This is a genomic window from Saccharopolyspora sp. NPDC000995, assembly GCF_053599315.1.
On the sequence record NZ_JBSFLZ010000006.1, the window covers coordinates 50,254 to 64,385 of the forward strand.

Sequence of the window (14,132 nt, forward strand, 5' to 3'; positions counted from 1 at the left end):
GATGAGCTCCTCATGGCTGACCGGGTGAAAGCCGTGCCGGCGGTTTGATCGACAGGCCGTGCTGGAAGATGTTCTGCGGATCCCACCGCGCTTTGGCCCGCTGCAGCCGCGGGTAGTTGTCCTTGTAGTACAGGTCGTGCCAGGCAACTCCGGAGGTGTTCCACAATGGATCGGCCAAGTCGGTGTCCGGGTAGTTGATGTAGGAGCCGTCGACACGGGTACCTGGCACCGGAACTCCGCCGGTTTCGGCGTACATCTCGCGGTAGAAACCGCGAATCCAGGTCAGATGCCGCTCGTCCTCGGCGGGCTCCGACCAGTTCGTGACGAACAGCGCTTTGAGAACCGAGTCGCGCTGAGCGAGTGCGGTGGCCGACGGAGCCACGGCATTCGCCATACCGCCGTAACCGAGCAGCAACAGCGCCGCTGCAGGATTGTCGTATCCGGAGACGGTCAGCCGCCGGTAAACCGTGGCTAGTTGAGGTTCGGACAGCCCGGTGCGCAAGTAGGCGGCCTTGACCTTGGTCCGCTGCCTGCCCGGTTCGCCGCCTTCGGCGATCGCCCCGGCGACCTGGGTCGATCGCAACCACGGCAGGGTTTCCCGCAGCCCTTCGGCTGGAGTCACGCCGACCTGGGCGTTGATCGCCGACAGGTGTTCGGCCAAGGTGCGTTCCGCGTTCGGATCCGTGCCGTCCAGGTGAACGTTCAGCGTGACGTAGCCAGCTTGCCGGTGTGCGCAGACGAGCGTGCTGAACAACCCGAGTTGCGTGGATTCAGGCGCGCTGTGCTGCTCGTACCAAGTGCCGAAGTTCCGTAGGAGCACGGAGAATGACTGCTCTGTCAGTTCGTGCCACGGCCAGTGGAACGATCGGAGCAGCACTGTCGCGGGCGGCCGTGGCAGGAGCTCTGTGGCGTCGGTGCTGACCGCGTCCGGCGTTCGGAGCCAAAACCTGGTGACGATTCCGAAGTTGCCGCCACCGCCACCGGTGTGCGCCCACCACAAGTCGTGACCGGCGCCCGTGGAGTTCCGGTCGGCCTCGACGATGTGCACTTCACCGGCCCGGTCGACCACGACGACCTCGACGCCTTGAAGGTAGTCGACGACCGAGCCGAATCGGCGCGACAGCGGGCCGTATCCTCCGCCGAGGATGTGCCCGCCTGCGCCGACCCCGGGACATGCGCCGGTCGGGATCGTCACGCCCCAGTTCTTGAATAGGGTTCGGTACACCTGCCCGAGGGCGGCGCCCGCCTCGATCGCGAATGCCCCGCGCGTGCTGTCGTAGTACACGCGGTTGAGCTCGGAGACGTCGACGAGCGCTCGGATCGCCGGGTCCGCAACGAGATTCTCGAAGCAGTGCCCGCCGCTGCGGACGCCTATCCGGCTGCCGGTGCGCACGGCGTCGGCGACGGCGTGCACGACGTCTTCGGCGGAGCTGGCGATGTGGATGCGTTCGGGTTTTCCGGTGAAACGGGGGTTGTGCCCGACGACGAGGTCCGGATAACGAGGATCGTTGGGCTCGACGGTGATCTCTGTTCCTGGGTTTCGACGATTCATGGGTGCCGGGTCATGGAATTCGGGCACCGCCCCTCCTTTTCTGACTGGTCCACTTTGTCCGCCCGCGGCCGAGATCATCTACGCGTCCGGGTGATTATCTGTGTGTTTCAGCTCATACGTGAAACCCGGCCGCCTCCGCCGGCTCTACTTTGTGGATCGATATCGCGTTGCGCATGGTGTCGTATGCGCTGGAATCGAAAAGGTGATGACTTTCCATGAGTGAGATCGCAGTTGCCCCCTGGTCGGTGGTGGATCGCTTGCTGCTCGCGGCGGGTGCGGGTCCGGAGAAGCTCCAGGAGGCAGTGCAGGTGGCCGGCCTGGAGGCGGTGGCCGACGCCATCGTCGACGAACTCGTCGTACGCTGCGATCCGCTGTCGTTGGACGAGTCGGTGCGAATCGGCCTTGAGATCACTTCTGGCGCTCAACTGGTCCGGAGAACCGTTGAGCTCGATCACGCAGGCCTGCGGCTCGCGGCGGTCGCCGAAGCACCTGCTGTTCTCCGGTTCGACGCGGTGGATCTGCTGGAAGGGCTCTTCGGCCCGGTTGACGGCAGGCGGCACAACAGCCGTGAAGTCCGCTGGTCGGACAGCATGACGCAGTTCTCGCCCGACCAGGGCCTCGCCGGCGCGCAGCGCCTGCTGGCCTTCCGGAACAGGGTGTCCACCGCCGTGCACGCCGTGCTGGCCGCAGCCGCCGCCAGGTGCTCGGACCTCGGTGCGCTGGCAGTCCGCTACGGATCCGATAAATGGGCGGACCTGCACTGGTACACCGAACATTACGAGCACCACTTCTCCCGATTCCAGGATGCCCCGGTGCGCGTGTTGGAAATAGGAATCGGTGGTTATCACGCACCCGAACTCGGTGGTGCTTCGCTGCGCATGTGGCAGCGGTACTTCCGGCGAGGTCTCGTTTACGGGCTGGACATTTTCGAGAAAGCCGGGAACGAAGGGCACCGAGTGCGAAAGCTGCGAGGTGACCAGAGCGATGCGGAATTCCTGGAAGACATGGCGGGGAAGATCGGGCCGTTCGACGTTATCATCGACGATGGCAGCCATGTCAACGACCACGTCAAGAAATCCTTCCAATCCCTGTTTCCGCACGTCCGCCCAGGTGGTTTGTACGTCATCGAGGATCTCCAGACGGCGTACTGGCCCGGCTACGGCGGTCGCGACGCGGAACCTGCGACCCAGCGCACCTCGATCGACATGCTCAAAGAACTGATCGACGGCCTGCATTATCAGGAGCGCGAATCGCGGTGCGGGACCGAGCCCTCCTACACGGAACGGAACGTGGCGGCCCTGCACTTCTACCACAACCTGGTATTCGTGGAGAAAGGGCTCAACGCTGAGCCTGCCGCGCCGGGGTTCGTGCCCCGGCAAGCGCTCGGCGTCGAGGACGGCTGAGCCGTTCACCAGTTGCGGCGCCAGTAGGCGCCCGTGCCGTCGATGTCGTGGATGGGTTCCGTGATCCCGAGTTCCGCGCGGAACCCCTTCACCGCGTCCTGGCAGGACGGCAGAAAATAGTCGTCGATGATGACGAATCCGCCCGGCGAGAGCTTCGGGTACAGGTTCCGCAATGAGTCCATTGTGGATTCGTAGAGATCGCCGTCGAGTCGCAGCACGGCGAGTTCCTGGATGGGAGCGGTGGGCAAGGTGTCCCGGAACCAGCCGGGGAGGAACCTGACCTGTTCGTCGAGCAGCCCGTAGCGGGCGAAGTTCTGCCGGACGGTCTCAAGCGGGACGCCAAGCACGTCGTTGTACTCGTGCAGCGCCATAGCCTGGTCCGCTTCGTGGTCTTGCGCAGAGCTTTCCGGCATTCCCTGGAAGGAATCCACCACCCAGACGGTACGTCCGGTATCTCCGAATGCCTGAAGAACCGCGCGCATGAAGATGCATGCGCCGCCCCGCCAGACACCGGTCTCGGCGAAATCCCCGGGAACACCGTCTGCGAGCACGGCTTCCACGCAGTGCTGGAGGTTGTCCAGCCGCTCCAGACCGATCATCGTGTGCGCGACAGTTGGCCAGTCCGTGCCCTTGGCCCGAGCGGCCTGCCTGTAGTCGGTGTTGTCCTGCCAGGCGTTCGGATGCGGCCGATCACTGTAAATCGTGTTGGTGAGTACCTTCTTGAGCAGGTCCAGGTACAGCGCGTTCTGGGAGGGCATCGGTTCTCCGGATCCAGCTGTTCTCGGGTGACTAGTTCATCAGGCACGGATGCGCGCAGTGTTCTCCAGCGTCCGCACCAGCGCCGCGGGATGGGGCATGGCGGTGATCTCGTCGCTGAGTTTGATTGCGGCAGCAGCGAAGCCGGTGTCGCCGAGCACCGTTGCGATGGAGTTGGTGATCTGTTCGTGGTCGGACTGGGCCTGCTCATCCGGCAAGCAGATGCCCGCCCCAGCAGCGGCGAGGTTGCGCGCGTAGTCGAACTGGTCGAAGTACTGGGGAAGCACGAGTTGGGGGATGCCGAGTCGGGTCGCGGTGAACGCCGTTCCCGAGCCGCCCGCGCAGATGACCAGCTCGCAGGTACGCAGGAACAGGTTGAGCGGGACCGATTCGGCGATCCGGGCGTTGTCGGGTAGGTCGGTGAGAAGCGCCCGGTGCTCGGGGGGAACGGCGATCACGGCCTCGACGCCGGACAACTCGGTGGCAGCCGCTACTGCGCGCAGTAGCGGCGCCGGTCCGGTGGCGTTCAGCACCATGCGGCCCATGCAGATGCAGACCCGCCGTGCTGAGGTGCGCGCCGCGCCCCATCCCGGGAATGCGCCGCTTCCGTTGTACGGCACGTACTGGACTGGTGCGCCTTGCGGCGCGTCGCTTGCTTGCAGGCTCGGCGGGCAGGGATCGAGGATGAGCTCGGGAGTGGGCAGTCCGGGCAGTCCGTGGTGCCGGCACACCGGGTCAAGCAACTCGTGGGCTCGATCGCTGAAGGGGCCTGCGGTGGGGTCGACTCCCCAGCGGTGCAGCACGACCGGCAGGTCGAGCAATCCGCCGAGCACCCGGCCGATCAGCGCGCAGACGTCGACCAACAGCACTGACGGTCGCCAGGCCTCGGCCAGTCGAAGGTATTCGGGGAGCTGATCGAGCGAGCTTTGCACGACATTGGACGCGGTCTGCTCCCACAGTTGCCGGCCTGCATCGGTATCGCGCTGACCGAACGCCGGATTGGGAAAGCGCAGCTGCGTGGTTCCACCCGTGTCGCCGGTCATGTCGGTCCCGCGGATCCCGGCCGTGGTGAGACCGGCACCATGCGCGGTCGCCTGCAGCTCTGGTGGTGCGGCGATCAGGACCTCGTGCCCGGATGCTTGCAGCGCCCAGCACAGCGGCACCATTGCCATGAGATGCGTCGGATAGGGCAAGGGAACGACGAGTACGCGCATACTTCGGACCCCAGTCTCTTTCCCCCGATTAGCGCAGCAACCCCTACTCCCATTGGCCAGGATTTGGAAAGTGCGCTGCGTACGTCGATCGCCGTTGACGTCCAACGGACTTCCGGCGGCAACAATAGTGTGTCACGGCAGGAATGTCACGCGATCATCGAGGATCTTTGGGTCGCCGCACCTGGTTTCACACGTACGAGTGAAATGCGCGAGCTTCGCTCGGTCGGGGTGGGCCAGACCTGTACGGTGATCTCCGTTGGTTCTGCGGGGATTCATGGGGAAGATTTGCTCTGGCTGTTTGCCTCCTGGCCGGATAGTTATAGTCGGTGGCGCCGCATGCGGCGGTAACCGCGAATTAACTGACGGCTAGTTTGCCGTCTTTTCTCTCTGTGTGTTTCCTGCTCGGTTCCAGAAAATTACGAGAAGGTGAACGTTGCAGAGATCAGGCATACCGGTGTTGCCGGGTGGCGCACCAACATCGCAGCAGGTTGGGCAGATGTATGACCTGGTCACGCCGTTGCTGAACTCGGTCGCGGGCGGCCCCTGCGCCATCCACCACGGCTGCTGGGACAACAACGGGCGGGCTTCCTGGCAGCAGGCCGCCGACCGGCTCACCGACCTTGTCGCCGAACGGACTGTGCTCGATGGCGGCATTCGACTGCTGGATGTGGGGTGCGGTACCGGACAACCAGCGCTGCGCGTCGCGCGCGGCAACGTGATCCAGATCACCGGCATCACCGTCAGCCAGGTGCAAGCGGCCATCGCCGCTGATTGCGCACGCGAACGCGGACTAAGCCACCGGGTGGACTTCTCACTCGTCGATGCCATGTCCCTGCCGTACACGGACAATGCTTTCGACGCTGCCTGGGCCATGCAGTCGCTGTTGGAGATGCCCGAACCAGCCCGTGCCATCCGGGAAATCCTTCGAGTACTGAAACCCGGTGGCATCCTCGGCGTCACCGAGGTCGTCAAACGAGAAGCGGGCAGCGGGATGCCGGTGTCCGGGGACAGGTGGCCGACCGGCCTTCGGATCTGCCTGGCTGAGCAGCTTCTGGAATCACTGCGTGCAGCGGGGTTCGAGATCCTCGATTGGGAGGACGTGTCGTCGAGGACCCGGTACTTCATGCCGCAGTTCGCCGAGGAGCTCGCTGCGCACCAGCAAGGGATCGCGGACAGGTACGGGCCGGCTGTCGCCGACTGGGCCGCCGCGGTCTGCGATTATGAGAAATATGCTCACGACATGGGCTATGCGATTCTGACGGCGCGGAAGCCGGTCGGCTGAGGACGCGCCGCAATTCGATGACGTTCATGCGCCGTGTGGGGGAATCGCCGGTGGCGGCGCCAGAAGAGGCTGAACTTGCTGGTGGTGTGTCCAGGAATCGGAGGGGCAGTACCGAATGAGCGAAGCCGGGAACCTGATCGCCGTCATCGGACTGTCCTGCCGCCTACCCCAGGCGCCTGACCCGGCGTCCTTCTGGCGGTTGCTGCGCACCGGAACGGACGCCATCACCACGGTCCCGGAAGGGCGGTGGGACGACCCGTTGCCTGGTCGGGATGCGCCCAAGGGCCCGGAATGGGGAGGTTTCCTGGCTGATGTCGACTGCTTCGATCCCGAGTTCTTCGGGATCTCGCCGCGAGAAGCGGCAGCCGTGGATCCCCAGCAGAGGCTGGCTCTGGAGCTCGCCTGGGAGGCACTCGAAGACGCCGGTATCACCGCCGGCGAGCTGCGCGGTACTGCCGCAGGTGTGTTCATGGGGGCGATCTCTGACGACTACGCCGCACTGCTTCGCAAGAGCCCGCCGGAAGTGGCTGCGCAGTACCGCCTCACCGGCACCCATCGAAGCCTGATCGCCAACCGCGTGTCCTACGTGCTCGGCCTGCGCGGGCCAAGCCTGACGGTGGATTCAGGTCAGTCCTCGTCCCTGGTCGGCGTGCATCTCGCCAGCGAGAGCCTGCGGCGGGGTGAGTGCGCGATCGCACTCGCCGGCGGCGTGAACCTCAACCTGGCCGCCGAGAGCAACAGCGCTCTGATGGACTTCGGTGCGCTCTCCCCGGACGGTCGCTGCTTCACCTTCGATGCGCGGGCGAACGGTTACGTCCGTGGTGAGGGCGGCGGCCTTGTCGTGCTGAAGAAGGCCGATCAGGCGCGCGCCGATGGCGACCGGATCTACTGCCTCATCCGCGGCAGCGCGGTCAACAACGATGGGGGCGGTGCCGGGCTCACCGTTCCGGCGGCGGACGCCCAAGCGGAGCTGCTGCGCCAGGCATACCGGAACGCGGGCGTCGACCCGGCCGCCGTGCAGTATGTCGAGCTCCACGGCAGCGCCACCAGGGTCGGGGATCCCGTCGAAGCAGCAGCCCTCGGAGCTGTCCTGGGGGCGGCGAGACGGCCCGGCGACGAGCTGCGTGTGGGGTCGGCGAAAACCAACGTCGGCCATCTGGAAGCAGCGGCGGGCGTCACCGGGTTACTGAAGACTGCACTCAGCATCTGGCACCGCGAACTGCCGCCGAGTCTTCATTTCACCGCCCCCAACCCGGAAATCCCGCTGGACGAATTGAATTTGCGCGTCCAGCGTGACCTGCGGCCGTGGCCCGAGAGCGAGGGGCCGCTGCTGGCGGGCGTCAGTGCCTTCGGAATGGGAGGCACGAACTGCCACCTGGTGCTCTCCGGCTCGTCCCGGGTGGAGCCAAGGCGCAGTGGACCCGCTGAGGCGACCATGCCGTGGGTCTTGTCGGCCAGAACACCGGTCGCATTGCGTGCGCAGGCGGCGCGCTTGCACACGCACCTCAATACAGCCGGTCAAAGTCCATTGGACGTCGCCTACTCACTGGCGACCACGCGATCCGCGCTGCCGCACCGGGCCGCGCTGGTCGCGGACGACGAACCGAAACTGCTCGCCGGGTTGAAGGCCCTCGCTGACGGCGAGGACGCGCCCACGCTGTGCCACGGCGCGACTTCCGGCGAGCGGGCAGCAGTCTTCGTCTTTCCCGGACAGGGCAGCCAGTGGATCGGGATGGGTAGGCAGCTGCTCGAAACCTCCGAGATTTTCGCGGCGTCCATGTCGGACTGCGCCGACGCATTGGCGCCGCACCTGGATTGGTCCCTGCTGGATGTGCTGCGCAACGCGGCCGGCGCTGCGCACCTTGACCACGACGATGTAGTCCAGCCCGCACTGTTCGCCGTCATGGTCTCGCTCGCAGAGCTCTGGCGTTCGTGGGGCGTGCGTCCGGTGGCGGTCGTCGGGCACTCGCAGGGGGAGATCGCGGCGGCCTGCGTCGCCGGGGCCCTGTCCGTCCGCGATGCCGCCAGGGTGGTGGCGGTGCGCAGCAGGCTTCTGACGGCGCTGGCCGGCAGAGGCGCGATGGCCTCGTTGCAGCATCCCGTTGAAGAGGTGCGACAAATCCTGTCGCCCTGGCGCGATCGGATCGGCCTGGCGGGGGTGAACGGGCCGTCGTCGACCCTGGTGTCAGGGGACCGGGAGGCGATGGCGGAACTGCTGGCCGAGTGCGCAGACCGAGAGCTCCGGATGCGCCGGATTCCCGTTGAATACGCCTCCCATTCGCCTCACATCGAGGTTGTCCGGGACGAGCTGCTGGGGCTGTTGGCGCCGGTCGAACCCAGGACGGGGAGCATCCCGATATATTCGACGACGACCGGGGAACTGCTGGACCGGCCGATGGACGCCGACTACTGGTACCGCAACCTACGTCAACCGGTGCGCTTCGAAGCGGCCATCGAGGTCCTGCTGAATCGGGGGCACAACGCATTCATCGAGATCAGCCCACACCCGGTGCTGACCGCGAATATCCAGGAAACCGCCGCGCGAGCAGGGCGGAAGGTAGTGGCGCTCGGGACACTCCGCCGCGGCGAAGGCGGCATGCGGCAGGCGCTGACGTCGCTGGCCAGAGCACATGTACATGGAGTGGCCGCGGACTGGCATGCGGTCTTCGCGGGTACCGGGGCGCAGCGGGTCGACCTGCCGACGTATGCCTTTCAGCGACAGCGCTACTGGCTGGACGCGAAGCTTCCCGACGTCGCCATGCCCGAGAGCGACGTGTCGACGGCGTTGCGGGAAAAGCTGCGGTCTTCGCCGAGGGCGGACGTGGACTCGACGACCCTCACGGTGATCCGTGCACAGGCAGCCGTGGTCCTCGGCCACTCCGATCCGAAAGAGGTGGACCCGGATCGGACGTTCAAGGACCTGGGCTTCGATTCCTCGCTGGTGGTTGAACTGTGCGACCGTCTAAACGCCGCCACGGGACTGCGCCTCGCGCCGAGCGTGGTTTTCGACTGTCCTACGCCGGACAAGCTCGCCCGCCAGGTACGGACGTTGTTGTTGGGCGAGCCAGCCCCCAGGACGTCACCCCGGCCGAAGTCCGAAGCGGACGAGCCTATCGCCGTGATCGGGATGGGCTGTCGGTTTCCGGGTGGGGTGTCCTCGCCCGAGGAGTTGTGGCAGTTGGTCGCTGCTGGGCGGGACGCCGTGTCCGAGTTCCCGGCTGACCGAGGTTGGGACCTGGAGCGTGCGGGGACTTCGCAGGTGCGCGTCGGCGGGTTCTTGCATGGCGCCCCGGATTTTGACCCCGGGTTCTTCCGGATTTCTCCGCGCGAGGCGTTGGCGATGGATCCGCAGCAGCGGTTGCTGCTGGAAATCGCCTGGGAAGCAGTGGAACGAGGCGGGATCAACCCGCAGCACCTGCACGGAAGTCAAACCGGAGTCTTCGTCGGCGCGACCTCCCTGGACTACGGGCCACGCCTGCACGAAGCGCCCGAGGAGGCGGCCGGGTACGTGCTCACCGGCAGCACCACGAGTGTGGCGTCGGGTCGGGTTGCGTATTCGTTCGGGTTCGAGGGTCCGGCGGTGACGGTGGATACGGCGTGTTCGTCGTCGTTGGTGGCCCTGCATTTGGCGTGTCACTCGCTGCGTTCGGGTGAGTGTGATCTGGCGTTGGCCGGTGGTGTGACCGTGATGGCCACGCCGGGGATGTTCGTGGAGTTTTCGCGGCAGCGTGGTTTGGCGCCGGATGGGCGGTGCAAGTCGTTCGCGGAGGCCGCGGACGGCACCGGCTGGTCCGAGGGTGCCGGCCTGGTTCTACTGGAGCGGTTGTCGGATGCCCGGCGGAATGGGCATGAGGTGCTGGCGGTGATTCGCGGTAGCGCGGTGAACCAGGACGGCGCGTCGAATGGTTTGACCGCGCCGAGTGGTTCGTCGCAGCAGCGGGTGATCACCCAGGCGTTGGCGAGTGCGGGGTTGTCGGTGTCCGATGTGGATGCTGTGGAGGCGCATGGGACGGGCACGCGGCTTGGTGATCCGATCGAGGCGCAGGCTCTGATCGATACGTATGGCCGTGATCGTGATCCTGGCCGGCCGTTGTGGTTGGGGTCGGTCAAGTCGAACATCGGTCATACGCAAGCGGCGGCGGGCGTGGCTGGTGTGATCAAGATGGTGATGGCGATGCGGCACGGGCAGCTACCCGCGACGTTGCACGTGGATGCGCCGTCGCCGGAGGTGGATTGGTCGGCGGGGACGGTTCAACTCCTTACGGAGAACACGCCCTGGCCCGAGAGCGGTCGTGTTCGTCGGGTGGGGGTGTCGTCGTTCGGGATCAGCGGTACCAACGCGCACGTCATCCTCGAACAGCCCACGGGAGCGCCGAGTCAGCCAGCGGGGCCGGGTTCGGGCTCTGTCGTGGATGTTCCGGTGGTGCCGTGGATGGTGTCGGGCAAAACACCCGAAGCACTATCCGCCCAGGCAACGGCATTGATGACCTATCTGGACCAGCGATCTGACGTCTCGTTGCTGGATATTGGGTACTCGCTGGCGATGACACGTTCGGCGCTGGATGAGCGAGCGGTGGTGCTGGGGCCGGACCGCGAAACGTTGTTGTGCGGTGTGAAAGCGCTGTCTGCCGGTCATGAGGCTTCTGGCGTGGTGACCGGATCTGTGGGGACTGGGGGCCGCATCGGGTTTGTGTTTTCCGGTCAGGGTGGTCAGTGGTTGGGGATGGGCCGGGGGCTTTACCGGGCATTTCCGGTGTTCGCTGCTGCCTTTGACGAAGCCTGTGCCGAGCTGGATGCACAGCTGGGCCAGGAAATCGGGGTTCGGGAGGTGGTGTCCGGTTCGGATGCGCAGTTGCTGGATCGGACGTTGTGGGCGCAGTCGGGTTTGTTCGCGTTGCAGGTGGGCTTGCTGAAGTTGCTGGACTCGTGGGGGGTTCGGCCGAGTGTGGTGTTGGGGCATTCGGTGGGCGAGTTGGCGGCGGCGTTCGCGGCGGGTGTGGTGTCGTTGTCGGGTGCGGCTCGGTTGGTGGCGGGTCGTGCCCGGTTGATGCAGGCGTTGCCGTCTGGCGGTGGCATGCTGGCGGTGCCTGCTGGTGAGCAGCGGCTGCGGCCGTTGTTGGGCGATCACGGTGATCGTGTCGGGATCGCCGCGGTCAACGCTGCGGAGTCGGTGGTGCTCTCCGGTGATCGGGATGTGCTCGATGAGCTTGCCGGTCGGCTGGACGGGCAAGGGCTCCGGTCGAGGTGGTTGCGGGTGTCGCATGCGTTTCATTCGTATCGGATGGATCCGATGCTGGCGGAGTTCGCCGAAATCGCACGAACCGTGGACTACCGGCGTTGCGAACAGCCGATCGTGTCGACCCTGACCGGACACCTCGATGACACTGGCAGGATGAGCGGCCCCGACTACTGGGTGCGTCAGGTGCGAGAGCCCGTCCGCTTCGCCGACGGTGTCCAGGCACTCGTCAAGCACGATGTGGCCACCGTTGTCGAGCTCGGTCCGGACGGGGCGCTGTCGGCGCTGATCCAGGAATGTGTAGCCGCATCCGACCACGCCGGACGGCTGAGCGCGGTCCCGGCGATGCGCAGGAACCAGGACGAGGCGCAGAAGGTGATGACGGCCCTGGCGCACGTCCACGTACGTGGCGGTGCGGTGGACTGGCGGTCGTTCTTCGCCGGTACGGGGGCGAAGCAAATCGAGCTACCCACCTACACCTTCCAACGACAGCGGTACTGGCTGAACGCGGTGCGTGAATCTTCCGCCGACGACATGGGCAGGCGTGTCGAAGCGAAGTTCTGGGGCGCCGTTGAGCACGAAGATGTGGAATCGCTTGCACGCGTATTGGGCATTGTGGACGACGGCGCTGCCGTGGATTCCCTGAGAAGCGCCCTTCCGGTGTTGGCCGGTTGGCAGCGAACCCGCACCACCGAGTCCATTATGGATCAGCGGTGTTACCGAATTGGCTGGCGGCAGGTAGCAGGACTCCCGCCGATGGGAACTGTCTTCGGTACCTGGCTGGTCTTCGCGCCTCATGGCTGGTCCAGCGACCCGAAGGTGGTGAACTGCGTTGCGGCACTGCGGGCACGTGGTGCCTCGGTGGTATTGGTGGAAGCTGATCCCGACCCGACCTCCTTCGGCGATCGGGTACGAACCCTGTGTTCGGGCCTTCCGGATCTTGTTGGCGTGTTGTCAATGCTGTGCTTGGAAGAATCGGCCCTTCCGGGATTTTCTGCGGTCTCACGGGGTTTTGCGTTGACCGTGGAGTTGGTGCGGCTCTTGGGGGCAGCTGGTGCGGCTGCCCGGTTGTGGTTGCTGACGTGTGGTGGCGTGTCGGTGGGAGATTTACCGGTTCGTCCAGCGCAGGCCCTGGCGTGGGGGTTGGGGCGTGTTGTGGGGTTGGAGCATCCGGACTGGTGGGGCGGCTTGATCGATATTCCGGTCTTGGTCGACGAAGACGCTCAAGAGCGTTTGTCGATTGTGCTGGCAGGTCTCGATGAGGACGAGGTCGCGATCCGTCCTGACGGCGTGTTCGCGCGTCGGTTGCTACGCCACACTGTCTCAGCTGATGCGAAGAAGGCGTGGCGCCCCAGGGGATCGGTGCTGGTGACGGGCGGCACGGGTGGTTTGGGGGCGCACGTTGCTCGCTGGCTGGCCGACGCCGGAGCCGAACATGTGGTGATGGTAAGTCGACGCGGCGAGCAGGCACCGAGTGCTGAGAAGTTGCGGACGGAACTGGAGGATCTGGGTACTCGGGTGTCGATCGTGTCATGCGATGTGACCGATCGCGAGGCGCTCGCCGAAGTGCTGAAAGCCCTCCCGGCTGAAAACCCGTTGACCGCGGTAGTGCATGCGGCAGGCATGATCGAGACTGGTGATGCGGCGGCAATGAGCTTGGCTGATTTCGATGACGTGTTGTCCGCAAAGGTGGCCGGTGCCGCGAATCTGGATGCCTTGTTGGCCGATGTGGAATTGGACGCGTTCGTCTTGTTCTCATCGGTGTCAGGAGTTTGGGGCGCTGGGGGACACGGGGCTTACGCAGCGGCGAATGCCTATCTGGATGCGCTGGCGGAAGAGCGTCGGTCGCGAGGGCTGGTCGCGACTGCGGTGGCATGGGGGCCGTGGGCCGGCGAGGGCATGGCCACCGGCGAAACAGGAGACCAGCTGCGCCGATACGGCCTTTACCCAATGGCTCCGCAGCACGCCATCGCCGGAATTCGGCTGGCAGTGGAACAGGACGAAAGTTCCCTGGTAGTGGCCGACGTCGATTGGGCACGTTTCAGCGCGGGATTGCTGGCGGCTAGGCCGCGGCCGCTGCTAAACGAACTGGCCGAGGTCAAGGAACTCCTCGTCGATGCCCAGCCCGAGGCGGGAGTCCTTGCCGACGCGTCGTTGGAATGGCGGCAGCGATTGTCCGCGGCACCGAGGCCGACACAGGAACAGCTGATCCTGGAGCTGGTACGCGGAGAAACAGCTCTGGTACTGGGACACCCCGGCGCAGAGGCCGTTGCATCGGAACGAGCCTTCAAGGACAGCGGATTCGACTCGCAGGCCGCGGTCGAACTCCGCATTCGGCTCAATCGAGCTACCGGCCTCCAGTTGCCATCGACAATTATCTTCAGCCATCCCACGCCTGCGGAACTGGCTGCGGAGCTGCGGGCGAGGCTTCTTCCCGAGTCCGCAGGAGGAGACATTCCCGAGGAGGACGAGGCGCGAATCAGAGCGGCACTGACGTCGATCCCGTTCGCGGCCTTGCGCGAGGCAGGCTTGGTGAGCCCGCTGCTCGCACTTGCCGGACACCCGGTCGACTCCGGTATCGCCTCGGACGATGCGGCCGCGACCTCGATCGATGCGATGGATGTAGCCGGCCTCGTCGAAGCAGCGCTGGGCGAACGCGAGTCCTGAGACCGCCGACCTGGGAGATGAC

The 14,132-nt window shown here is 65.6% G+C and carries 6 protein-coding genes; 3 read left to right on the forward strand and 3 right to left on the reverse strand.

Features of this window, described 5'->3' with window-relative positions:
* Nucleotides 1-10 precede the first annotated feature (10 nt).
* Nucleotides 11-1,579 (reverse strand): FAD-binding oxidoreductase, encoded by a 1,569-nt coding sequence (locus ACWDKQ_RS04095; RefSeq protein ID WP_450137274.1) that lies wholly within the window; start codon nucleotides 1,577-1,579, stop codon nucleotides 11-13.
* Nucleotides 1,580-1,767: 188 nt separating this feature from the next.
* On the opposite strand from ACWDKQ_RS04095, the gene ACWDKQ_RS04100 reads away from it, so the two are divergent.
* Nucleotides 1,768-2,955, forward strand: a complete 1,188-nt coding sequence (locus ACWDKQ_RS04100) for a class I SAM-dependent methyltransferase (protein WP_450137275.1) — start codon at nucleotides 1,768-1,770, stop codon at nucleotides 2,953-2,955.
* A gap of 5 nt (nucleotides 2,956-2,960) precedes the next feature.
* Here ACWDKQ_RS04100 and ACWDKQ_RS04105 read toward each other — a convergent pair whose 3' ends face one another.
* Together ACWDKQ_RS04105 and ACWDKQ_RS04110 are read right to left on the reverse strand one after the other, a co-directional pair.
* Complete coding sequence (locus ACWDKQ_RS04105) at nucleotides 2,961-3,713, reverse strand: TylF/MycF family methyltransferase (RefSeq protein ID WP_450137276.1); 753 nt, start codon at nucleotides 3,711-3,713, stop codon at nucleotides 2,961-2,963.
* 39 nt (nucleotides 3,714-3,752) lie between these two features.
* Nucleotides 3,753-4,925, reverse strand: a complete 1,173-nt coding sequence (locus ACWDKQ_RS04110) for a nucleotide disphospho-sugar-binding domain-containing protein (RefSeq protein ID WP_450137277.1) — start codon at nucleotides 4,923-4,925, stop codon at nucleotides 3,753-3,755.
* Between the two features lie 496 nt (nucleotides 4,926-5,421).
* Between ACWDKQ_RS04110 and ACWDKQ_RS04115 the strand changes: the two genes are divergently transcribed.
* Nucleotides 5,422-6,207, forward strand: coding sequence for a class I SAM-dependent methyltransferase (locus tag ACWDKQ_RS04115; RefSeq protein ID WP_450137278.1), 786 nt, complete (start codon nucleotides 5,422-5,424; stop codon nucleotides 6,205-6,207).
* 115 nt (nucleotides 6,208-6,322) lie between these two features.
* Complete coding sequence (locus tag ACWDKQ_RS04120) at nucleotides 6,323-14,110, forward strand: type I polyketide synthase (RefSeq protein WP_450137279.1); 7,788 nt, start codon at nucleotides 6,323-6,325, stop codon at nucleotides 14,108-14,110.
* Nucleotides 14,111-14,132: the final 22 nt, after the last annotated feature.